The sequence below is a fragment of the Winslowiella arboricola genome (assembly GCF_025527015.1).
Classification (GTDB): Bacteria; Pseudomonadota; Gammaproteobacteria; order Enterobacterales; family Enterobacteriaceae; genus Erwinia; species Erwinia arboricola.
The window spans coordinates 113,969-137,040 of the sequence record NZ_JAODIM010000040.1; the positions used below are offsets into that span (position 1 = coordinate 113,969).

22 protein-coding genes and 3 tRNA genes are annotated in these 23,072 nt (G+C 53.7%); 10 read left to right on the forward strand and 15 right to left on the reverse strand.

What is annotated here, in order from left to right; all coding sequences use genetic code 11:
* Positions 1 to 15: 15 nt before the first annotated feature.
* From garL to N5923_RS10440, 4 genes are read right to left on the reverse strand one after another with little or no spacing between them, the layout of a single operon-like run.
* Positions 16 to 786: a 2-dehydro-3-deoxyglucarate aldolase gene (gene garL / locus N5923_RS10425; RefSeq protein WP_267140635.1), complete on the reverse strand. Its 771-nt coding sequence runs from the start codon at positions 784 to 786 to the stop codon at positions 16 to 18.
* A 36-nt stretch (positions 787 to 822) separates the two neighbouring features.
* Positions 823 to 2,163, reverse strand: coding sequence for a glucarate dehydratase (gene gudD / locus N5923_RS10430; protein ID WP_267140636.1), 1,341 nt, complete (start codon positions 2,161 to 2,163; stop codon positions 823 to 825).
* Between the two features lie 27 nt (positions 2,164 to 2,190).
* Entirely contained in the window at positions 2,191 to 3,528 is a 1,338-nt protein-coding gene (locus N5923_RS10435; protein WP_267140637.1) for an enolase C-terminal domain-like protein, read from the reverse strand.
* Positions 3,529 to 3,536: 8 nt separating this feature from the next.
* On the reverse strand, positions 3,537 to 4,883 hold the full coding sequence (locus N5923_RS10440) for an MFS transporter (RefSeq protein WP_267140638.1): 1,347 nt from the start codon (positions 4,881 to 4,883) through the stop codon (positions 3,537 to 3,539).
* Positions 4,884 to 5,399: 516 nt separating this feature from the next.
* On the opposite strand from N5923_RS10440, the gene garD reads away from it, so the two are divergent.
* Positions 5,400 to 6,959, forward strand: a complete 1,560-nt coding sequence (gene garD / locus N5923_RS10445) for a galactarate dehydratase (RefSeq protein ID WP_267145232.1) — start codon at positions 5,400 to 5,402, stop codon at positions 6,957 to 6,959.
* A gap of 124 nt (positions 6,960 to 7,083) precedes the next feature.
* Here garD and N5923_RS10450 read toward each other — a convergent pair whose 3' ends face one another.
* The 4 genes from N5923_RS10450 to syd all read right to left on the reverse strand — a co-directional run bounded on the left by N5923_RS10450 (position 7,084) and on the right by syd (position 9,813).
* Positions 7,084 to 7,530: a flavodoxin gene (locus N5923_RS10450; RefSeq protein WP_267143941.1), complete on the reverse strand. Its 447-nt coding sequence runs from the start codon at positions 7,528 to 7,530 to the stop codon at positions 7,084 to 7,086.
* 11 nt (positions 7,531 to 7,541) lie between these two features.
* Positions 7,542 to 8,321: a tRNA pseudouridine(65) synthase TruC gene (gene truC, locus N5923_RS10455; RefSeq protein ID WP_267143940.1), complete on the reverse strand. Its 780-nt coding sequence runs from the start codon at positions 8,319 to 8,321 to the stop codon at positions 7,542 to 7,544.
* Positions 8,321 to 8,650, reverse strand: a complete 330-nt coding sequence (locus tag N5923_RS10460; RefSeq protein WP_267143939.1) for a YqcC family protein — start codon at positions 8,648 to 8,650, stop codon at positions 8,321 to 8,323. The genes truC and N5923_RS10460 overlap by 1 nt, the downstream gene beginning before the upstream one ends.
* A 620-nt stretch (positions 8,651 to 9,270) precedes the next feature.
* Positions 9,271 to 9,813: a SecY-interacting protein gene (gene syd, locus N5923_RS10465; protein WP_267143938.1), complete on the reverse strand. Its 543-nt coding sequence runs from the start codon at positions 9,811 to 9,813 to the stop codon at positions 9,271 to 9,273.
* Positions 9,814 to 9,934: 121 nt separating this feature from the next.
* Here syd and queF point away from each other — a divergent pair, with 121 nt between their 5' ends.
* From queF to N5923_RS10485, 4 genes are all read left to right on the forward strand, one after another.
* Positions 9,935 to 10,780, forward strand: a complete 846-nt coding sequence (queF, locus tag N5923_RS10470; RefSeq protein ID WP_267143937.1) for an NADPH-dependent 7-cyano-7-deazaguanine reductase QueF — start codon at positions 9,935 to 9,937, stop codon at positions 10,778 to 10,780.
* Positions 10,781 to 10,972: 192 nt separating this feature from the next.
* Positions 10,973 to 12,337 (forward strand): nucleotide 5'-monophosphate nucleosidase PpnN, encoded by a 1,365-nt coding sequence (ppnN, locus tag N5923_RS10475; protein ID WP_267143936.1) that lies wholly within the window; start codon positions 10,973 to 10,975, stop codon positions 12,335 to 12,337.
* A 42-nt stretch (positions 12,338 to 12,379) separates the two neighbouring features.
* Entirely contained in the window at positions 12,380 to 13,138 is a 759-nt protein-coding gene (gene xni / locus N5923_RS10480) for a flap endonuclease Xni (protein WP_267143935.1), read from the forward strand.
* A 249-nt stretch (positions 13,139 to 13,387) separates the two neighbouring features.
* Positions 13,388 to 13,855, forward strand: a complete 468-nt coding sequence (locus N5923_RS10485) for a DUF943 family protein (protein ID WP_267143934.1) — start codon at positions 13,388 to 13,390, stop codon at positions 13,853 to 13,855.
* Between the two features lie 53 nt (positions 13,856 to 13,908).
* Here N5923_RS10485 and rlmM read toward each other — a convergent pair whose 3' ends face one another.
* From rlmM to N5923_RS10505, 4 genes are all read right to left on the reverse strand, one after another.
* The gene (gene rlmM / locus N5923_RS10490) at positions 13,909 to 15,012 is read right to left on the reverse strand and encodes a 23S rRNA (cytidine(2498)-2'-O)-methyltransferase RlmM (RefSeq protein WP_267143933.1); all 1,104 of its coding nucleotides are present in this window, start codon (positions 15,010 to 15,012) and stop codon (positions 13,909 to 13,911) included.
* The gene (locus N5923_RS10495; RefSeq protein ID WP_017803593.1) at positions 15,005 to 15,400 is read right to left on the reverse strand and encodes a DUF423 domain-containing protein; all 396 of its coding nucleotides are present in this window, start codon (positions 15,398 to 15,400) and stop codon (positions 15,005 to 15,007) included. The genes rlmM and N5923_RS10495 overlap by 8 nt, the downstream gene beginning before the upstream one ends.
* 51 nt (positions 15,401 to 15,451) lie before the next feature.
* Entirely contained in the window at positions 15,452 to 16,369 is a 918-nt protein-coding gene (locus N5923_RS10500; protein ID WP_017803592.1) for a transcriptional regulator GcvA, read from the reverse strand.
* A gap of 350 nt (positions 16,370 to 16,719) precedes the next feature.
* Complete coding sequence (locus N5923_RS10505; RefSeq protein ID WP_017803591.1) at positions 16,720 to 16,944, reverse strand: YgdI/YgdR family lipoprotein; 225 nt, start codon at positions 16,942 to 16,944, stop codon at positions 16,720 to 16,722.
* Positions 16,945 to 17,168: 224 nt separating this feature from the next.
* Here N5923_RS10505 and csdA point away from each other — a divergent pair, with 224 nt between their 5' ends.
* Both csdA and csdE read left to right on the forward strand, forming a co-directional pair.
* Positions 17,169 to 18,374, forward strand: a complete 1,206-nt coding sequence (gene csdA / locus N5923_RS10510) for a cysteine desulfurase CsdA (RefSeq protein WP_267143932.1) — start codon at positions 17,169 to 17,171, stop codon at positions 18,372 to 18,374.
* Positions 18,375 to 18,376: 2 nt separating this feature from the next.
* A complete protein-coding gene (csdE, locus tag N5923_RS10515; protein WP_267143931.1) occupies positions 18,377 to 18,814 on the forward strand; it encodes a cysteine desulfurase sulfur acceptor subunit CsdE in 438 nt (145 codons plus the stop codon).
* Here csdE and tcdA read toward each other — a convergent pair.
* Together tcdA and mltA are read right to left on the reverse strand one after the other, a co-directional pair.
* Positions 18,811 to 19,617 carry a tRNA cyclic N6-threonylcarbamoyladenosine(37) synthase TcdA gene (tcdA, locus tag N5923_RS10520; RefSeq protein WP_267143930.1) on the reverse strand — a complete coding sequence of 269 codons (807 nt, stop codon included), beginning with the start codon at positions 19,615 to 19,617 and terminating at the stop codon, positions 18,811 to 18,813. The genes csdE and tcdA overlap by 4 nt on opposite strands.
* 205 nt (positions 19,618 to 19,822) lie before the next feature.
* Positions 19,823 to 20,974 carry a murein transglycosylase A gene (gene mltA / locus N5923_RS10525; protein WP_267143929.1) on the reverse strand — a complete coding sequence of 384 codons (1,152 nt, stop codon included), beginning with the start codon at positions 20,972 to 20,974 and terminating at the stop codon, positions 19,823 to 19,825.
* 208 nt (positions 20,975 to 21,182) lie between these two features.
* Here mltA and N5923_RS10530 point away from each other — a divergent pair.
* The 3 genes from N5923_RS10530 (at position 21,183) to N5923_RS10540 (ending at position 21,531) form a co-directional block, all read left to right on the forward strand.
* A tRNA-Met gene (locus tag N5923_RS10530) sits at positions 21,183 to 21,259 on the forward strand.
* Between the two features lie 46 nt (positions 21,260 to 21,305).
* Positions 21,306 to 21,382 (forward strand) — tRNA-Met (locus N5923_RS10535).
* Between the two features lie 72 nt (positions 21,383 to 21,454).
* Positions 21,455 to 21,531 (forward strand) — tRNA-Met (locus N5923_RS10540).
* A 151-nt stretch (positions 21,532 to 21,682) separates the two neighbouring features.
* Here the strand turns inward: N5923_RS10540 and amiC are convergent.
* Positions 21,683 to 22,927 carry an N-acetylmuramoyl-L-alanine amidase AmiC gene (amiC, locus tag N5923_RS10545; protein WP_267143928.1) on the reverse strand — a complete coding sequence of 415 codons (1,245 nt, stop codon included), beginning with the start codon at positions 22,925 to 22,927 and terminating at the stop codon, positions 21,683 to 21,685.
* Positions 22,928 to 23,072 lie beyond the last annotated feature (145 nt).

The following is a 23,072-nucleotide window of genomic DNA, read 5'->3' on the forward strand; positions in this document are numbered from 1 at the left end:
CCCCTTAACCATCAGTTATTTTTTATATCGGTCACACAACGCCTGAGTGGCATTGCGGAATACGCCAAGATCACTGCCTACCGCGACAAACCCTGCGCCCCATTCAAGGTAACGCCGTGCATCCGCTTCCACCGGCGCGAGGATGCCGCTGGCTTTGCCCGCCACTTTGGCGCGATCGAAAATATGTTTGATAACTTTCAGCACTTCCGGGTGTGAAGGCTGACCGAGATAACCCAGCGCCGCCGACAGATCGCCCGGGCCGACAAAAATCCCGTCCACGCCATCCACTGCGGCAATCGCATCAATATTGTCAACGCTGAGCTGGGTTTCGATTTGCACCAGTACGCTAACGTTGTCGTTAATCGTGCTGTTGTAGTCCGGCAAGGTGCCGTACATATTGCTGCGATGAGAAACCGACACGCCGCGGATCCCGGCCGGTGGATAACGTGTTGACGCCACCGCGCGCAGTGCTTCTTCTTCCGTTTCGACAAATGGGATCAGGAAGTTATAGAAACCGATATCCAGCAGGCGCTTGATAATGATCGGTTCATTGCAGGGTGGACGCACCACCGGAGCACTGACGCTGCCCTTTAGCGCCATCAACTGGGGAATAAAAGTGGTGATATCATTCGGTGCGTGTTCGCCATCCAGTAATAACCAGTCAAAACCCGCCAGTCCCAACACCTCGGTAGTGATCGGATTGGCCAGCCCGCACCAGCTGCCAATCAGGGTTTCACCACCCAGCAGACGCTGACGAAAACGGTTGGGATAGTTTGTATTGCTCATAGTGACTCCTGTGTATTTCGCATAAAGCCCGATGGTTTAGCGCACCAGACAAGGTCGTTTGTTATCAAATCGCCACTCCGGCACCAGGAACTGCATCGCCTGCGCGTCATCGCGGGCGCCCAGACCATGTTTCTGATACAACGCGTGGGCCGTCATCACCTGATCCATATCCAGCTCCACGCCTAATCCCGGCTGCTGTGGCACCTGCACCATGCCGCCTTTGATTTGTAACGGTTGTTTAGTCAGGCGCTGATTGCCTTCCTGCCAGATCCAGTGAGTATCGATGGCGGTGATTTTGCCCGGAGCCGCCGCCGCTACATGGGTAAACATCGCCAGCGAAATATCGAAGTGGTTATTGGAGTGCGAACCCCAGGTCAGACCGAAGTCATGGCACATCTGCGCCACGCGTACAGAGCCTTGCATGGTCCAGAAGTGCGGGTCAGCCAGCGGAATATCCACCGATTGCAGTGACAGGGTATGGCCCATCTGGCGCCAGTCGGTGGCGATCATATTGGTCGCGGTTGGCAGGCCAGTAGCGCGGCGGAACTCAGCCATCACTTCGCGGCCGGAATAGCCCTGTTCGGCGCCGCAAGGATCTTCCGCATACGCCAGCACGCCTTTCAGCTGTTTGCCGAGTTCGATCGCTTCATTTAGCGACCATGCGCCATTTGGATCGAGAGTAATACGTGCTTCAGGGAAGCGTTTCGCCAGCGCCGTCACAGCTTCCGCTTCTTCACTCCCAGCGAGCACGCCGCCCTTCAGTTTGAAATCATTAAAACCATATTTTTCATAAGCGGCTTCCGCCAGGCGCACCACCGTTTCCGGGCTGAGCGCTTCTTCATGACGCAGGCGATACCAGTCACACGGCTCATCGCTCTGGCTCTGATAAGGCAGCGAGGTTTTACGGCGGTCGCCGACATAGAACAGATAACCGAGCATCTCAACGCTGTCGCGTTGCTGACCATCGCCCAGCAGGCTGGCGACATTGACGCCCAGATGTTTGCCCAGCAGATCCAGCAGTGCCGCTTCAATCCCGGTCACCACATGGATGGTGGTGCGCAGATCGAAGGTCTGGTTGCCACGCCCGCCCGCATCGCGGTCGGCAAAAGTCTGGCGTACCAGGCTTAACAGATTTTTATATTCGCCGATGCGCTTACCGGTCAGTAAGGCCGCGGACTCTTCCAGCGTTTTACGGATTTTCTCACCGCCAGGGATCTCCCCGACGCCCGTGTTGCCGGCATTATCTTTAATGATCACGATATTGCGGGTAAAGAATGGCGCATGCGCGCCACTGAGGTTCAGCAACATACTGTCGTAGCCCGCTACCGGGATCACCTGTAATGACGTAATAACCGGGGTCGCACTTTGTTGACTCATGATAATTTTCCTTGTAAATCAGCCGATTTAGCGTCCAAACACCGGACGTTTACGATCAAACTTCCAGCCTGGCACCAGGTACTGCATCGCCGCGGCGTCATTGCGCGAACCCGCAGGCAGCGTTTTATATAACGCATGCGCCTGCTCCAGCCGCTGCCAGTCCAGCTCAATGCCTAATCCTGGTTTATCCGGTACTGCAATCTTGCCATTGCGGATCTGCAGAGGTTCTCTGGTCAGGCGCTGATCGCCCTCCTGCCAGATCCAGTGGGTATCAATAGCGGTCGGTTTGCCGGGCACCGCCGCGCCGACATGGGTAAACATCGCCAGCGAAATATCGAAGTGGTTATTTGAATGGCAGCCCCAGGTCAGGCCCCACTCATCGCACAGCTGCGCCACGCGTACTGCGCCGCTCAACGTCCAGAAGTGCGGATCCGCCAGCGGGATATCCACGGCATTCAGCATTACCGCGTGGTTCATCTCGCGCCAGTTAGTGGCAATCATATTGGTGGCCACCGGTAAGCCGGTGGCGCGGCGAAACTCCGCCATCACTTCGCGCCCGGAATAGCCCTGCTCAGCACCGCAAGGATCTTCCGCATAAGTGAGAATGCCCTGCATCCCTTTGCACAGATCAATGGCTTCATCCAGCAGCCAGGCGCCGTTTGGATCCACGGTAATACGCGCATCCGGGAAGCGCTGCTTCAGCGCTTTAACCGCGTCGATCTCCTGCTCACCCGGCAGCACGCCGCCTTTGAGTTTGAAATCTTTGAAACCATATTTATCCTGCGCCGCTTCGGCCAGCTGCACCACTGCCGCGCTGTCCATCGCTGCCTGATGACGCAGGCGATACCAGTCGTGGCTGGCGTTTTCGCCTTTGAGATACGGCAGGTCGGTTTTTTCGCGATCGCCGATATAGAACAGATACCCCAGCACCGTCACTTCATCGCGCTGCTTGCCGGGACCGAGCAGCTCTGCCACCGGCACATTCAGACACTGGCCGAGCAGATCCAGCAGCGCTGCTTCCAGCGCCGCCACCGCATTAACCCGCAATTCAAAGGTCCAGGCGCCTTTACCAAAGGTATCGAAATCTGCTGACTGATTGCCCTGATGCACCTGCTGCACCAGCCGGTTCATCCGCGCCACTTCGTGCCCCTTGACCTGCTCAATGGCATCCACCAGCGTCTGATAAATCACTTCGCCACCCGGTGCTTCACCGACGCCGGTATGACCGGCGCTGTCGGTCAGCACCACAATATTGCGGGTAAAGAAGGCGCCGTGGGCGCCGCCAATATTCAGCAGCATGCTGTCATAACCGGCTACCGGAATAACTTTCATCTCAGTAATCACCGGGGTGCTTTGCGTGTTCATGCTCGCTCCTAAGCTTTAACTTTCAGTTCAATACGTTTGATATCGCCGACCAGCACCAGATAACTGAGCACCGCGACAAAGGCATGGATACCGACGTAAATCAGCGCGCCGTTATAGGAACCTGTGGTGGCGATGATGTAGCCAATCGCAATCGGCGTCACAATGCCGGAGACGTTACCGAACATATTGAACAGCCCGCCGCTCAGGCCGCTGATCTCTTTCGGCGCGGTATCCGCCATCACCGCCCAGCCCAGCGCACCGATGCCTTTACCAAAGAACGCCAGCGCCATAAAGAACACCACCACCGCTTCGGTCTCAACGTAGTTACACACCACCATCGAAATCGATAACAGCATGCCGAGCACAATTGGCGTTTTGCGGGCGATATTTAGCGAGCCGGTTTTACGCATCAGCCAGTCGGAGATAACTCCGCCCAGCACGCCGCCGAGAAAGCCGCAGATTGCCGGAATCGAGGCGATAAACCCGGCTTTCAGAATCGACATGCCGCGCGCCTGCACCAGATAGACCGGGAACCAGGTAATAAAGAAGTAGGTTAAGGCGTTGATACAGTACTGACCGAGGTAAACCCCCAGCATCATGCGCGAGGTCACCAGCTGTTTGATCTGATAGCGTTTTTCGGCCCAGCTGACTTTGCGATCCTCTTTCTTCTGATCCATATTGATCAGCGCGCCGCCCTGCTCCATATACTCCAGCTCGGCTTTATTAACGCCCGGATGGTCGGTTGGATCGTGGATCACTTTCAGCCAGATAAAGCTGATAATGATGCCGAGGCCGCCCATAAACCAGAACACATGCGCCCAGCCCACTTCAGAGGTTAACCAGCCCATAATCGGTGCGAAAATCACCGTGGCGAAATACTGCGCGGAGTTAAAGATCGACACCGCAGTGCCACGCTCCTGCGCCGGGAACCATGCCGCTACAATGCGACTGTTGCCAGGGAAGGATGGCGCTTCGGCCAGACCGACCATAAAGCGCAGGACAAACAGCGAAACCACCACGCCGAAGCCGGAAAAGATATCGACAAAGCCTTGTAGCAGAGTGAACAGCGACCAGATAAAGATGCTCCAGAAGTAAACTCGTTTGGAGCCGAAGCGGTCCAGTAACCAGCCGCCGGGGATCTGGCCGATAACATACGCCCAGGAAAAAGCAGAGAAGATATAGCCCAGACCAACCGAATCCAGCCCGATATCTTTTGACATAGCGGAACCGGCAATCGAGATGGTGGCGCGGTCGCCATAGTTAAATGAGGTGACGATAAATAACATCACCACTATCCAATAGCGCGCGTTAGTTCTTTTCTGTACTGCGCTCGCGGCCTGGCTGACAGAATTCATGATGCACTCCTGAAATATAGCAGTTAGCTACTTTCACTCTGAACAACAGACACCATGCATTGGGTATCAGAATGATGTTGGGTTAACACAGCGATTTAGTTATGAGCAAATGACTTAATTACGCAGCGTGACGAATAACCTAACGTTCAACACGGGAATCAGTATAAGAATCCCGTCGCGCTGAAACACCAGAACATTGCATGATATTTAACATGGTTTTGGCTGTATTTTGTGGCATATGCACAGCCCGCTGCGTGACGGCTCACGGAATTGGTTTTTTCATAGCGAGGTGGCGCACACTGTGGTTTTGCGTGTTTTTGTTTGTGAGCACCTTCGCTTGCTTTTGGCGTTTTGCACGAAACAAAGGGGGGGATGAGGCCTTAAACAGCGACATTTGCATAGTGCCGTGGCAAATCTGGCAACATATACTTTCTCTCAGCAAATGGCCTTAATATCGTCGTGGTAATGTATTTACTGGAAGCCTGTCCCGGCAGATAAAATCAGGACAATAAAGCAATGAATAAAATAACCGATGAAGTCCCTCTTTATATAAAGGTGCATGAAACGGATAACGTGGCAATTGTGGTCAATAATAACGGCCTGCCTGCAGGCACCACTTTTAGCTGCGGTTTGCAATTAATTGAGCATGTTCCACAAGGACATAAAGTCGCATTAAGTGATATTGCCAGTGGTGGCAATATTATTCGTTATGGCGAGGTAATTGGTTATGCGCTGCGTGATATTGCACGCGGCAGCTGGATTGACGAGTCGCTGGTCGCGCTGCCCGAAGCGCCGCCGCTGGCCAGTTTACCGCTGGCGAATCGTGTTCCCGAACCGCTTCCGCCGCTGGAAGGTTACAGCTTCCTTGGCTATCGCAATGCTGACGGCAGCGTCGGCACGCGTAATCTGCTGGGCATCACCACCAGCGTCCACTGCGTGGCGGGAGTGGTTGACTATGTCGTCAATATAATTGAGCGTGAGTTACTGCCGCGTTATCCCAATGTCGATGGCGTGGTCGCGCTTAATCATCTGTATGGCTGTGGCGTGGCGATTAACGCCCCGGCGGCAGTGGTGCCGATCCGCACCATTCATAACCTGGCGCTGAATGCTAATTTCGGCGGCGAAGTGATGATCGTCAGTCTTGGCTGCGAGAAGCTGCAACCGGAAAAACTGCTGACCGGCACTGAGGATGTGCAGGCCATCTCGCTCGACGATCAGGATATTGTGCGTTTGCAGGATGAAAAACTGGTCGGCTTTCAGGCGATGGTGCAGGAGATTTTACAAGTCGCCGAACGCCATTTACAGCGGCTGAACCAGCGCCAGCGCGAAGAGTGTCCGGCATCCGAACTGATTGTCGGTATGCAATGTGGCGGCAGCGATGCATTCTCCGGCGTGACCGCCAATCCGGCGGTGGGCTTTGCGTCCGATCTGCTGGTGCGTTGTGGCGCAACGGTGATGTTTTCCGAAGTGACCGAAGTGCGTGATGCCATTCATCTGCTGACCCCGCGCGTGGTTAATCAGACGGTGGGCAAAAGGTTGCTGGAGGAGATGGCGTGGTATGACGACTATCTTAATCAGGGCAAGACCGATCGCAGCGCCAATCCTTCACCGGGCAACAAGAAAGGCGGGCTGGCGAATGTGGTGGAAAAAGCCCTGGGTTCGATTGCCAAATCCGGGCGCAGCCCGATTGCCGAAGTGCTGTCACCGGGTCAGCGGCCAACGCAGCGCGGATTAATTTACGCCGCGACGCCAGCCAGCGACTTTGTTTGCGGTACACAACAGATGGCTTCCGGTATTACGTTGCAGGTGTTTACCACCGGGCGCGGTACGCCATACGGGCTGGCAGCGATTCCGGTGATCAAAATGGCAACGCGCAACGCGCTGTTTGAGCGCTGGCATGATTTGATGGATATCAACGCCGGCACTATCGCTACCGGTGAAGAGAGCATTGAACAGGTTGGCTGGCGGCTGTTTGAGCTGATTCTGGATATTGCCAGCGGCAGAAAACAGACCTGGTCCGATCGCTGGGGCATCCGCAATGCGCTGGCGGTGTTTAACCCGGCGCCGGTCACCTGATCTGCTGGCGGCGATAACGCCGCCATTGCGTATGGGGAAACCTTTAACACGGGCGGCGATAACGCCGCCCCTACAGAAGAATACGATCCCGTAGGGGCGGCGTTATCGCCGCCCGTGCCAATGCCTAAATCAGTTTTGCCCAGGCTTCAACCCACGGCGAGGTGACAATTTCCGGCTCAGGATCTTCTGTTGCATCAACGGTTAACAGCTCACCAATGCGCTTTGCTCCCTGCTCCTGCAGCAACTCATCAAACTGTTTTCCCGCGCCGCAGAAATGGTCATAGCTGCTGTCTCCCAGTGCAATCACGCCATATTGCAGCTGTGGCTGATGGCCCAGTTGATCTTTGATCGCATGGAACAGTGTGGCGATGCTGTCCGGGAAATCGCCCTGACCGGTGGTGGAGGTCACAATCAGCGCCACTTTATCGCTGTACTGCTGCCAGTCACTGAGGCTTGCCTCGTCAAAAATCTGCACCTGATGTCCGGCTTCTTGCAGAATGGCATCCGCCTCTTCCGCTACCAGCAGAGCATTACCGTAAACGGTCCCGACAAAAATACCGACCTGCGCCATAACTTATCTCCTTAAATTGAATCACTATCCTGACTTGCCGCTGCGACAAACTCAACCCTCGGCACATCCGGCAGATAATCCTGCCAGCCAAACTGCGACATCATTTTCTGCCACACATCATCCAGTCCGGCGCGGATCACCAGCGGTTCACCGGTGACCGGATGGTTTAGCGCCAGAGAGCTGGCATGCAGCATCAGGCGCTGGCAGCCAAAATATTGTGCCGCACCGCGGTTCTGTTTCAGATCGCCATGAGCGCTGTCACCAATAATGGGATGGCGCAGATGCGACATATGGCGACGCAGCTGATGTTTGCGCCCGGTATGCGGTTGCAGTTCAACCAGCGTGTAACGCGCGCAGTCGTAGCGACCAATGGCAACGGGCATCTCAACCTGCGCCAGCGAACGATAATCAGTAATTGCGGACTTCGGCCCGTTATCCCCAGTGGCAAATTTATCCGCGATTTTATCCAGCTCTTCAGTCAGCGGATAATCCAGCTGCGCATCACCGTCCAGCCAGCCACGCAGCAGCGCATGATAGGTTTTCTGCATCTGATGCTGCTCAAACTGTTGCGATAACAGCCGTCCGACTTCGCTCGACAGCCCCATCAGCAGCACGCCCGAAGTCGGGCGGTCAAGGCGATGGGCGGTAAACACATGCTGACCAATCTGGTCGCGCACTGTCTGCATCACCACCACTTTCTCATTACGATCCAGCCAGCTGCGATGTACCAGCCAGCCAGCGGGTTTATTCACCGCTACCAGATACTCATCCTGATAAATAATTTCCAGCATCAGTTTGCGCTATCCGTAAAAAGATCATCTAACGCTTTAAGCTGGCTGAGCAGCAGCAGTCGTCCGGAGACACTGGCTTCCAGCGCCTCTTCATAATAGGGCGCTACCGCAAAATTTTTCGGCAGTGGCGCATGACTGTCGAGCAGCGCCTGCATACGCGGTAACAACACCCACTGCAACCACTCCAGCGGCAACATGGTATCAACGCAGAATGGCTCCGTGCTGTTAAACGCAGCGGTATCCGGCGCATGTCCCTGCCACAGATCGTTATCATGCATGACCTGTGCCACGTCCAGCAAACGCTGGCGCACCTGTTGTTCAAGGCTCATCGGCGATCTCTCGAATTGGGTAAACAAAATGGTCGGCAAGAATAGCATCCGCCAGACGGTCTGGTAAAAAGTATGAACGAAAAAAAGGGAGCACTGTTAAAAACAGTGCTCCCGGTTCGTTTGCAGCGATCCAGCTACTTTAGTGCTCCCTGCTCATCCTTGAAAACTTGTCCTGTGTGTCATCCTGTCACATTAAGCCATCCCGGCTCGAGTTCCTTTGGCATCCTGGCCCACCACAACATCCTGCTATGGCTCTCATTCTCCTTCCTGGAGGTGTCCATATCTCAATCCGGAGATATCCTGCTTCTTCCTGAAGCCCTTCCCTGCATCTTCCCGATGGTTGTTCCGCTTCATCCTGAAGTAGCATCATCCTGACGCCATCCAATCCACAGATTCCCTTCTGCTGCTGGACATTCTGCCATAACAACATTGGCAAACAAGGTAGTTGCAGCGTTTATGGATTCGTCTTACATTGAATAAAATCCATGTCTCACCCTAACCTCATGATTTACAATATTTTCACATTTGAGACGGGAAATGAGAACACGGAATTTCAGGTGATCTCTTACATATCTTGTAAGAGATATCGCACAACGTAACGCGCCAATATCGCAAAACAACTATCTAACAGCTTGTATTAGCGCAAGAAACCCTGACAGGGATGGCGCGAGCACTTCGCGTTTTTGCGTCCCCAGCTGCTCCAGAATCACTTCACCACTCAAGTTGCACACTGAAATCACCTCTAATTCCGACTCAGTGGTGGCGATAAACAGCGTCGGTGAATGTTTCAGACGGCGTTTCATCACCAGGTGGCCAATCAGATTTTCCTGCACCCGGACAAAATCCTCTTCACTCCACACCTGCACCAGGCTTAACTCGCGTCCGCCGACGCGCGCGGTCATATCCGCAGCGAACTGGGTGGTGTAAAAGGCAATGACTGCCGGTTGAATGCGCAGATCCAGCGCACGCTCAACGGCATCGAGGTTTTTGGCCAGCGTAAAGGGCTGCGGCTGCCAGTAAATCACGCCGGATACGGTTTCTGCCACACAGGGGGAGGCGATGCCGTAAAGCGTCTCGCTGGCGGGCAGATGACCGCACTCCTGTTGCCACAGCGCACAGTAACGGGCGGTGAAATCTTGCAACGCTTGCGTGGTCTCTTCCATCTTTAATTTTCTCACTATAGGCTGGCTAAGTTACACTTACAGCCGATTATATTGGCGCAAACAACTGCGTTTCACAGGATTTGACCGTCAGGCCTGCGGAGCGGGCAATTAAGGAAACAGTATGTCTACACACGATCAGCATCAGGCTTTGCATGGCCTGACCTTAGGTAAGCCGACAGAATATCACGATAATTACGATGCCAGTTTATTGCAGGCCGTTCCGCGCAGTATGAACCGCGAACCCCTGGGCCTCTATCCGGATAACCTGCCCTTCTCCGGTGCTGACATCTGGACCCTGTATGAACTGTCATGGCTGAACAGCAAAGGCGTGCCGCAAGTAGCCATCGGTGAAGTGGAGCTGAGTGCTAACAGCCTGAATCTGATAGAGTCCAAAAGCTTCAAACTCTACCTGAACAGCTTTAATCAGACGCCATTCGCCGACTGGGGCGCAGTGCGCCAGACGCTTGAGCGCGATCTGCAAGCCTGCGCGCAGGGTGAGGTGCGTGTGGCGCTGTTCCGCCTGCAGGAAGTCGAAGGCCAGCCGATTGGCCATTTCAGCGGCACCTGCATTGATGAGCAGGATATTACTATCGATAACTACCAGTTTAACGCTGACTATCTGGCGCAGGCTACTGCGAAAGAAGTAGTAGAAGAGACGCTGGTCAGCCATCTGCTGAAATCAAACTGTCTGATCACCAATCAACCCGACTGGGGTTCCGTGCAGATCCGCTATCGTGGCCCGCGTATCGACCGTGAAGCGCTGCTGCGCTATCTGGTCTCCTTCCGCCACCACAATGAGTTCCATGAGCAGTGCGTGGAGCGTATTTTCAATGATATCCAGCGCTTCTGTCAGCCAGAGATACTCTCGGTCTATGCACGCTACACCCGTCGCGGTGGACTGGATATCAATCCGTGGCGCACCAATACCGATTTCTCACCGTCGCGTTCACGGCTGGTTCGTCAGTAATTGCGAGATATCTCGCAGGGCGTGAGACAGGATCAGGAATCAGTTGTGAAAGCGGGTCCGACAACGCTAATCTGGAGATCGGCGGTGGCAGAGATGCGAGCGCCGTGAAAGGATTTTCCGTCTCTGCGCCGCATGCGCCATTTTGCTGCGGGCTGAGTCACCAACCGCCCAGGCGGGTGCAAAGGAGTTCACTTGATTACACATATTAGCCCTCTTGGCTCGATGGATTTGCTCTCGCAGCTGGAAGTCGACATGCTGAAGCGCACAGCCAGCAGTGACCTCTACCAGCTGTTTCGTAACTGTTCACTCGCCGTGCTTAATTCCGGAAGTCAAACCGACAGCAGCCATGAGCTGCTTTCACGTTTTGAAAGCTTTGATATCAATGTGCTGCGTCGCGAACGTGGCGTGAAACTGGAGCTGATTAATCCGCCGGAAGAAGCCTTCGTTGATGGCCGCATCATCCGCTCGCTCCAGGCTAACCTGTTTGCGGTGCTGCGTGATATTTTATTTGTAAATGGACAGATTACCCATGCCGAGCGCTTCCAGCATCTGAACCAGGAAGACTCCATCCATATCACCAACCTGGTGTTCTCGATTCTGCGCAATGCGCGCGCTCTGCATATAGGTGAAGAGCCAAATACCGTGGTGTGTTGGGGTGGACACTCAATTAACGCCACTGAATACCAGTATTGCCGCAATGTCGGCTCGCAACTGGGCCTGCGTGAACTGAATATCTGTACCGGCTGTGGTCCCGGCGTCATGGAAGCGCCAATGAAAGGCGCGGCGGTCGGCCATGCGCAACAGCGTTATCGCGACGGTCGCTTTATCGGCCTGACCGAGCCATCGATTATTGCCGCCGAGCCGCCTAACCCACTGGTCAATGAACTGATTATTATGCCGGACATTGAAAAGCGGCTGGAAGCCTTTGTGCGTATCGCCCATGGCATTATTATTTTCCCCGGCGGCGTCGGCACTGCGGAAGAGTTCCTCTATCTGCTCGGCATTCTGATGAACCCGCAAAACCATGACCAGGTATTGCCACTGATCCTGACCGGGCCGAAAGAGAGCGCCGACTATTTCCGCGTGCTGGACGAGTTTATTGTCAATACAGTGGGTGAAGAGGCGCGTCGTTACTACACCATTATTATTGATGATGCGGCGGAAGTAGCGCGTCAGATGAAAAAAGCCATGCCGCGGGTGAAAGAGAACCGTCGTGAAACTGGCGATGCCTACAGCTTTAACTGGTCGATTCGCATAGCGCCAGAGTTGCAGGTGCCGTTTATGCCGACCCATGAAAATATGGCTAACCTGAATCTTTACCCTGACCAGCCGCCTGAGTTACTGGCGGCGGCGCTGCGCCGGGCGTTTTCCGGTATCGTCGCTGGCAATGTGAAAGAGATGGGTATCCGCGAAATCAAAGAGAAAGGGCGTTACAAACTGCACGGTGATCCGCAAATGATGCACCGCATGGACGATTTATTACAGGGATTTGTCGCGCAGCATCGTATGAAGCTGCCGGGTACCGCCTATATTCCCTGTTATGAAATCATTAAGTAACCTGCAACAGAGCGGCGCTAACGCCGCTCAGCTTATGAGATTATGACTAATCATCTGTTAATTGTTGATGCGCTGAATCTGATTCGCCGTATTCATGCTGTTCAGGGTTCCCCTTGCCAGCAGACCTGCGTCCACGCGCTACAGCAGCTATTACTGCATACCCGGCCAACCCATGTGGTGGCGGTATTTGATGACGAGGAACGCCGCGATGGCTGGCGTCATCAGCTGCTGCCTGACTACAAAGCCGGACGTCCACCGATGCCAGATAATCTGCTGACGGAAATGCCGCTGCTGCGCGAAGCATTTGCCGCTGCAGGAGTCAGCTGCTGGACTTCCCCCGGCGATGAGGCCGACGATCTCGCCGCCACGCTGGCGGTAAAAGTGGCTTCCGGCGGCCATCAGGCGACCATTGTCTCCACCGATAAAGGCTATTGTCAGTTACTGGCGCCATCGATTTTTATTCGCGACTACTTTCAGAAACGCTGGCTGGATATGCCCTTTATTGCCAAAGAATTTGGCGTCACACCGCAACAGCTGACCGATTACTGGGGGCTGGCCGGCATTAGCAGCAGTAAAATTCCCGGTGTCGCGGGTATCGGACCGAAAAGCGCCAGTCAGTTACTGACTGAATTTGGTTCACTGGCAGGCATCTATCAACAGCTGGAGGCAGTGCCCGAGAAATGGCGCAATAAACTGGAACAGCATCGCGAAATGGCCTTTATCTGCCAGCAAGTGGCGACATTAAAAACCGATTTAGCGCTGGATGGTAATCTTAAAGAACTGCGTTATCAGGCAGGATAGTGGTTCTGACTGTCTGGTCATCCCCACCAGACAGTTATCAATTCGAAATTAATTAAATATTAAAGCCATTTTTACATAGCAGAATAATAATTAATTACTAGCCAATATCTGTTTTCTGACAGCTATTTCATTAGCCACGTCATTCATATACCATGCTGACAACCAGGAGGAAATAATCAATTAGCAACCATATTAATTCAACCATCAATAACAATTAAAACAGGAAAGGTAAACTATCAGGAAGATAATTTGACCACATATAAAAAATATTTTATTGCTGTGATACTGCTGACGCCGGTTCTGTTCTGGCTGTTAATGCTCCCGACTAAAATACATGGGGTACATAACATTGCCATGGATAAAACAGTTGTGGTGGTGAATAATTTCCCTGATACGGACGAGGAGCGTATCCAGTGGTGGCGGAAACATCAGTTAACGTTGCAGAAAAAGAGTGGTATTACGGTCAGAGAAACTGACTACACCTGGTTTATTTATGATTCTGACTACAGCTCCGCCAGCAAAAAAGATAGCAAACTACTCTGTTTTGCTGAGATGCAAAGCCGCAGCAATTGTATTCGCAAAGACAATCTGGTGCTGCGCGTGAGATATTGCAAAAATGGCAGCGTGGTTTTTAATATGGATTATAACCGTAGCGATGCCAGAGAATATCGGCAGCGCCGGGGAAGTGACGATGAGGATGTATACCAGGTTTATTAATTACTCGCTAATAAAGTCAGGATAGCGCGCAGACGCTATCCCGCTGGCGATAATTAATAGCGCTCGTCACGACGTCCGGGAGTGGCGCTCCAGATACGGCGAATATGCACGGTCACCTCTTCGCGATCGTGATACAGCTGACGCGCGTTAATCTGTGCATTGATGCCATTGGCTTTCAGCTTCTCAGCAATCATCGCCAGATTTTGCGACACCTCTTCATAACGCTTTTTCATCGGCAGCTTAAGGTTAAAAATCGCCTCACGGCACCAGCCATTCACCAGCCAGTCGGCCATCAGATTGGCGACGCGCACCGGCTTCTCCACCATATCGCACACTACCCAGGAGATATTGGTGCGCGTAGGACGATATTTAAAACCATCTTCACGGTGATGCGTCACCTGTCCGGTATCCATCAGGCTTGGTGCCATCGGACCGTTATCAATCGCATCCACCATCATGCTGCGCTGCACCAGCTGATAAGTCCAGCCGCCGGGACAGGCGCCGAGATCAACCGCATACATACCGCTGCCCAGACGCTCATCCCACTCATCAGCAGGAATAAACACGTGGAAGGCTTCTTCCAGCTTCAGAGTCGAACGGCTGGGCGCATCTGACGGGAATTTCAGACGCGGGATGCCCATAAAGAAGGTCGAATTGTTATCGGAATAAGAGTAACCGACATAGCAGCAACCCGGCGCAATAAAGAACACATGCACCACCGGACGTTTCGGCGATTCGTAGTTCAGCAGAATATTTTCGCTACGCAGACGCGCGCGCAGCGGCACGGTAAACTTGCGGCAGAATTTCAGCAGCTCTTTGCTCTCATTGGTATCCGGCACTTCTACCCGCAGATCGCCCGCCTTCTCAATCGCGCCAGTCAGCATACCCACCACCGGCGTAATACGATCTTCTGGTGGCAGATCGCGCAGCAGCTCACCGACGACAAGCATCTGACGCGCAAAAATCAGCTCGCTGAACGGCAGTTCACGGATCAGCTTATCGGCATCTTCCCGCTGATAGCACTCAAACAGCACGTAGCCAGAATCATCTTTCACCCGCGCAAAACCGAATACTTCGCGCTGGGTGGCTTTGGCGGTGATTTCGGCCGCACACTCTTTTTCAAAGCCCTGGCGGCAATACAACAATACTTTATTCATGGCGATCTGCCCTTTTCTTCAGACGCAGTGCGCCAGTTAACATCAATGCCCAGCCGATAAGGAAACAGAAGCCGCCAACCGGAGTAACCCAGACCCACATCTTTAAATGCGACAGCGCCAGACAATAGAGGCTGCCACTAAACAGTACGGTGCCAAGCGCCAGAAACGCGCTGCTCCAGTAAAACCAGATATTGGCGCGGCGCAGCATCGCTGCGGCCAGACCAAGGATCGCCAGCGTATGGTACGCCTGGTAATCCAGACCGGTATGAATCCACGCCATTTCCTGCGGACCCAGTGACCGGCTCAATACATGAGCACCAAATGCCCCAAACATCACGAAGATAAATCCGCTGATGGCGGAAAAAATCAACATTGCACGACTGGACATCGAACTATCCTCAACACGGATGCGCCGTATTTACACCACGCATCGCCATTATTAATGATCGTAGCGAAAGCGAAACTTCTCCTGTTCGCTCGCGGCTTTTGCCAGAATCCACTGGCGAAAGGCGGCTATTTTACCCAGTTCTGCCTGACTGTCATGACAAACCAGATAAAAAGCGTTTTTACTGACTAAAACATCGTTAAACGGACAAACCAGTCGCCCGGCTTCCAGTTCCGTTTGCGCCATCACATTATTGGCCAGCGCGACGCCCTGACCGTGGATCGCCGCCTGTAAAACCATCGCGCTGTGGCTGAAAATCGGTCCCTGTTGCACATTAATATGTTGCAGGCCGAGCTGACGGGTATAGGACTGCCAGTCTCGTCGCGAGGCATCATGCAGCAACGTGACCTTTTCCAGATCGGCAGGAACCTTTAACGGATTATCACCCGTCAGCAGTAGCGGCGAACAGACCGGCAGTAAATATTCGGCGTAAAGTTTCTCCACCCGCAGGCCCGGCCAGTTACCGCGACCATAGAAAATCGCCACATCCACATCGTCGGCTAATTTCTCTTCATCACGGTCTACCGCCTGGATACGCACATCAATGCCCGGATAAGCTGAGTTAAAACTGGAGAGGCGTGGAACCAGCCACTGAATGGCAAAACTCGGCAGTAAACTGACCGTCAATGCCCCCTTGGCGCTGCGCGCCTGCAGCTTGCGGGTGGCATCATTGATCGACGAGAAAATTTCCTTAATATCCAGGTAATAACTTTGCCCCTCTTCCGTCAGCAGCAACGAGCGATTACGACGACGAAACAGCTTGAGGCCTAAAAAGTCCTCTAAAGATTTAATTTGATGACTCACCGCAGCCTGAGTCACAAACAGTTCTTCAGCCGCTTTAGTAAAGCTGAGATGCCGCGCTGCTGCGTCAAAAACGCGCAGTGCATTGAGGGGAGGAAGACGTTTTGACATGGTTTCCGCAATGTTTTCTGTAACAACCGGACGTAACTCAGCAATGCAGTGTTACGTATTAGATTTTTTTATCCGAGACATTATAAATTGTCCGTTGAGGAAGCTCCAGCAAATACCTATAGTTGCCGCACTTCCAGAGCCGGAACGAAAAGTTGTTTAGGATTTGCGCGAGAGATCGCAGAATTTTGGAGAGCTTTTGGCTTGTGGTCGTGATGTTGTGTTTGCATTTGATCTGACGATTTTCAGATCAGGTAGCCTGGCTACCCATTTAATTCCTGTAGATTTATCCTGTCTGTCCATAGTGATATTATGTAGCACCGCAAATTGCGGTGCTTTTTTTTGCCTGTCGCTTACTGCCCTACTTCAACCATCTCTTTGACATCGGTACGATTGATCTGCTGCTTGTTGCCATTCGCGTCTTTGTAGCTGATCATACCGGTATCAGAATCCACCTGAGGTTTGCCGTCGGCAACGATGGTGCGCCCATCATTGGTATGCATCACATAATTGCTGGAACAGGCGGCCAGAGTAAACGTCAGGGCACATGCGGCCAGTACTGCGGTGAGTTTTTTCATTTTTCTATCTCCATACAGATACATTGCGATAAACCACCCGCCTGAGCCTGAAGATAAGCAGTTTCTTCGGAAGTCACAGCCTCTTTATGCGGGTAATAGCTTAAACCTTGCAATAAATAGCATAACGCGCTTTCACCGCTTTGCCAGTTTAAAGCGTTGAATTCGGTTATATCCAGGTAGCTACGCTGGTGAAAAATAATCAGTGAGATCACGACGAGAACAGTATGAAGTCTTTTAATCCGGCGCAGTTTCGCCAGCAGTTTCCAGCGCTTAGCGATGCGGGTGTCTATCTTGATAGCGCCGCCACCGCCCTTAAACCGCAAACGGTGATTGAGGCGACGCGTCAGTTTTATAGTCTTAGCGCTGGTACTGTTCATCGCAGCCAGTTTGCCGAGGCTCGCCAGCTCACTGAGCGCTATGAAAATGCGCGTACTCAGGTGGCGGAGTGGCTGAATGCGCCAACGCCACAGGCCATCGTCTGGACACGCGGCACCACTGACGCCATCAACCTGGTGGCGCAAAGCTGGCTGCGTCCGCAATTGCAGCCGGGCGATGAGATTATTGTCAGCGTCGCAGAGCACCACGCTAATCTGGTGCCATGGCTGATGCTGGCGCAGCAAACCGGAGCGCGCATCGTGCAATGGTCGCTGGATGAGCATCGCCTGCCGGATATGGAAATCCTGCCTGAATTACTGAGTTCGCGTACGCGTCTGCTGGCACTGACGCAAATGTCGAATGTGACTGGCGGTTGCCCGGATATCAGACGCGCGACTGAACTGGCCCACAGCGTCGGCGCGCAGGTGATGATCGATGGTGCGCAGGGTGTGGTACACCAGCCAGCGGATGTTCAGGCGCTGGATATCGATTTTTATGCCTTTTCGGCACATAAACTCTACGGTCCGATGGGCATTGGCGCGCTGTACGGCAAGCCAGAGCTTCTGGCGGCAATGCAGCCGCTGCAGGGCGGCGGTAAAATGCTGACGGAGGTGTCATTTGCTGGCTTTACGCCGCAGCCAGTACCCTGGTGCTTTGAAGCAGGAACGCCAAATGTTGCCGGCGTTATCGGCCTGAGCGCCGCGCTGGAGTGGCTGGCGGAGATCGATATTGTCGCCGCCGAACAGTGGAGTTGTGGCCTGGCGAGTCTGGCCGAAGAGCGGCTGGCGGAACTGCCAGGTTTTCGCAGCTATCGCAGCGGTCGATCCAGCGTGCTGTCGTTTGATATCGTCGGTATTCACCACAGCGATTTGGTGACTCTGCTGGCCGAAAGCGGTATTGCATTACGCGCCGGTCAGCACTGCGCGCAACCGTTAATGACGGCGCTGGGCATCAGTGGCACATTGCGCGCGTCATTCGCCCCTTATAATACCTTGCAGGATGTCGATGCACTGATCGCCGCCATGCATACCGCAATTCACTTACTGGCAGATTAATCATGACTTCAGCCGTGCTGGCGCCGCACCCGTTTGGCGCATCCATTACCGTGACAAGCCTGCAAGAGACATTCTCCGCCTTCCAGCAGTGGGAAGATCGCTATCGCCAGCTGATCTTACTGGGCAAGCAGCTTCCGGCATTACCGGAGGCGTTAAAAAACAGCGAAATTGAACTGAGCGGCTGTGAAAACCGCGTCTGGCTTGGCCACCAGCTGCTGGCGGATGGCACCCTGCACTTCTATGGTGACAGCGAAGGCCGTATTGTTCGTGGCTTACTGGCGGTGCTGCTGACCGCCATTGAAGGGCAAACCGCCGCGGCGCTGCGCGGGCAGGATCCGCTGACACTGTTTGATCAGCTGGGTCTGCGCCAGCAGTTAAGCAGCTCACGCAGCAGTGGATTACAGGCGCTGGCGGATGCCGTCAGTCGCACAGTGGCTTAAACCGCCTGCCGCGCCGCCTTTGCCATCATCTTTTTCAGCACGTGGGAAACGGCGACAAATCCAAACGTTGCCGTCACCATGGTTGCCGCGCCAAACCCGGCGGCACAATCCATTTTCTTCGGTCCTTCGGCGGTGCTGCGTGAAGCGCATACTGTGCCATCCGGTTGCGGATACATCAGAGCTTCCGTAGAGAACACACAGTCGATGCCCAGCTTACCTTTGTTGTTTTTTACGATGCCGAAATCCTGCTTCAGCCGTTCGCGCAGCTTGGCCGCCAGCGGATCCTGAATGGTTTTCGCCAGATCCACGACCTGAATCCGGGTTGGATCGATCTGTCCGCCAGCACCGCCAGTGGTCACCAGCGGCATTTTATTGCGGCGACACCATGCCAGCAGCGCCGCTTTTGGCCGCACGCTGTCAATCGCATCAATAACATAGCTAAATCCGCCGCTCAGCAGCTCGGCGGTATTTTCTGCGGTAATAAAATCATCAATACAGGTCACCCGGCACTCAGGGTTAATCGCCAGAATCCGTTCCGCCATCACCTCGGTTTTCGCCTTACCTACATTGTTACGCAGCGCATGCACCTGGCGGTTTGTATTGGTGACGCAAACATCATCCATATCAATCAGGGTAATCGCGCCGATGCCGGTACGCGCCAGCGCCTCTGCCGCCCATGAACCCACACCGCCAATGCCGATGACACAGACATGCGCCTCAGCAAACAGCTGCAGTGCATCCTGACCGTATAAACGTGCGGTGCCGCCAAAGCGCTGGCGCCAGGCGTCGGAAAGAGAAATCATGAATCTGCCCTGGTTAGAATCGATAAAGCGGGATGGTACACATCAATCGCGGGCGGCGATAACGCCGCCCCTACATTGTTGCAGTGTCTCGTAGGGGAGCCGTTTTCGGCTGCCGTTTTGAGCCTGGCGGGCGGCGATAACGCCGCTCCTACATTGTTGCAGTGTCTCGTGGGGAGCCGTTTTCGGCTCCCGCACCGATGGCAGTTTACGGGTTTGCGCTGGTCAGCATTGAACCATTATTGCCGTTTTGGTTGTTGCTGAACAGTGTAGCAGCGGCGCCCGGCGCGCTGCGCAGTACCCACACGCGGCCATAATGGTTAAAGAAGCCCGCCATATGACCGGCATCGGCGCCAATTCCCTGGTAGATATCAAAGTGCTGGCCTTTAATTGCGCCGCCGACATCCAGCGCCACCATCACCCGCATCTCATACTTACCGGTAAATTTACCGTTATTATCCAGCAGCGGCACTTCCGCCAGCAGCACTGTGCCCGGCGGGATCAGCGAGCGGTCAGCCGCTACCGACGCTTTCGCCACCAGCGGTACGGCGCTGGCGCCACGCACCGGCGCGAAATCCTCAGGCTTAAAGAAGACAAATGAAGGATTAGTTTCCAGCAGTTCACGCACTTCTGCCGGATTATGTTCATCCGCCCACTTACGGATCGCCTGCATCGACATATCTTCGCGTTTCACTTCACCGCGATCGATCAATGTTTTACCAATACTGTGATAGCCGTGGCCATTCTTACCGCCGTAGCCAAAGAACATCAGCGGGCGACCATCGCCAAAGTCGACGTAGCCACTGCCCTGCACGTCCATCATAAAGTTATCGATCAGCGAATTGCTGTAACCCACGACATAACGCTCATCAAGCGCACCGCTGTAGATCTCGGCACGGCTTGGCAGGCGGCGTCCTTTACTGCGTGGTGGCATACGGTACAACGGATACTGGAATTCACCCTGGCGGGTATAGCGCGCATGGATCACCGGCGTGTAGTAACCGGTAAACTGTACGTTACCGTAGTTATCAACCCCTTCCATCTGGAAAGCATCAAGACCGAACTGGCGCAGCTGACGTGTATCGCCACCGGACATCAGCCAGCCTTCTATTGCACTCCAGGTATCTTTCTGGCGAGTGAACATACCTGGAGAAGCAACTCTCACCGCGCCAACCTGATCGGAGAAGTCGCGGCCATTGACCGGACGACCTTTTGCATTTGGCTGATTCACCAGCTCCAGCGGCTGATCCAGCTTGCCATCTTTATACTGTTGTCCCCGGTCAGTGGGTTTAGACGAGCATCCCGCCAGTAGCGCCAGTAACGCGCCGGTGATTACATACTTTACCCAACATCCTTTCATTGCTTTCTCTTATCTCGCCAGTGATCCATGCCGAAGCCTAGCAAAGGCGAAATCAGATTAAAATGCATCAGGAAAAAAAAGAACCGGGCGTATTGTGCAACAAATCAGCACCTGGCGGACAAATTGGCCAATACCGGGTATTTAAATCATTTTTCTGCAAAAATGGGTTGCATCAAAACGCGCGGAGAGTATAGTGCGCTTCCACGGACGCGGGATGGAGCAGCCTGGTAGCTCGTCGGGCTCATAACCCGAAGGTCGTCGGTTCAAATCCGGCTCCCGCAACCAATTCGTAAAGTGTTTGCGAAACAAGAAGTAAGTGTTAGAATACGGACGCGGGATGGAGCAGCCTGGTAGCTCGTCGGGCTCATAACCCGAAGGTCGTCGGTTCAAATCCGGCTCCCGCAACCAATTCGCAGTTTGATAGCGAATCAGCAGTAAAATAAGAAGTACCTGTCGTGACGGAAGCGACAGTCAATCGGACGCGGGATGGAGCAGCCTGGTAGCTCGTCGGGCTCATAACCCGAAGGTCGTCGGTTCAAATCCGGCTCCCGCAACCACTATTAAAGCACCCTTCCGGGTGTTTTTTTGTTTCTGGCGTTCGCCAACATTATTTCCGTGCACATCATCAGCACGGGTGACGAAAACGCCACCATTACTGCCAGTGCAAATCATCGGCACGGGCGGCGAGAACGCCGTCCCTACATGATACTATTTCCTCGCTACCGCCGCGCCATTAGCAAAATAAGCTTTTATACCCGACAGAATCGCATCAGCCACCTGCTGCTGATATTTGGTGGTACGCAGCTTACGCTCCTCCTCCAGATTGCTGATAAACGCGGTTTCCACCAGAATCGACGGAATATCCGGTGCTTTTAACACCGCGAATCCGGCCTGGTCGACGGTGCGCTTGTGCAGATGATTCACCCTCCCCAGCCGCGACAACACCTCTTTACCAAACTTCAGGCTGTCATTAATCGTCAGGCTTTGCACCATATCGAACATGGTGTGATCCAGATAGCGATCGCCACTACGGCTGACGCCGCCAATTAAATCTGACTCATTCTGGGTTTGCGCCAGAAAACGCGCCGCCGTTGAGGTTGCACCTTTGGTCGATAAGGCAAAAACCGACGAACCGCGGGCGGCACGGCTGGTAAAGGCATCGGCATGAATCGAGACAAACAGATCGGCACGCTGCTTGCGCGCCTTAGCCACCCGCACTTTTAACGGAATAAACACGTCTTCATTACGCGTCATATAAGCCCGCATATTCGGTTGCTTATCGATCATCGTTTTCAGGCGTCGGGCGATTTTCAGCACGATATCTTTCTCGCGCGTCTTATTTTTCCCCACCGCGCCCGAATCTTCACCGCCATGGCCCGGATCGAGCATAATCACAATTGGCCGGTCACGTCCGGCCTTACCCGGTAACGGCGCTTCCGCCGGTTGCGAACGTTCCAGATCGCCCTGGTTATAATCTTCCAGCAGGGCCAGTAGCGGATCGTCTTCGACCTTGCTCTGCACCGGATAAAGATCCAGCACCAGACGATCTTTGATTCCTGCCACCGGCGGCAGGGTAAAAATGCGCGGTGAGACGTTCTGCTTCAGTTCCAGCACCAGACGGACGGTATTCTGGTCAAACTGCCCTACCCTGGCGTTTTTAATATAGGGATCGTTATTCAGTACCAGATCGCCCACCCCTTTCAGCACCTGATTGAGGTGGATATTCTCGATATCGATCACCACACGTTCAGGATTACTCAGGGCAAACTGCTTATATTTAAGCGGGATATTCGATTCCAGCGTTAAGCGCGAGTAAGTTGATGAGGGCCAGATGCGCACCGCCACTACATGACTGCTGGCGGCAAAGCCAGCCGGGCTGACGCTTAGCAGCCAAACCGCGCCGGCGCGTTGTAACAATCGGCGTCGACTGAGGAAAGAGTTTGATTCGGTCATGCCGCTCCAGATTTACTGTGGTGTGTCTAAAAAAAAACCAAAAAGAAAAATATGGCAAAAACTTTAACCAATCCGTTAATCGCTGTCACCCGGAAAAAGCGAATAAATGCAGAGAATTAGCCGGACTAAAATGAGGTAGCTGGTG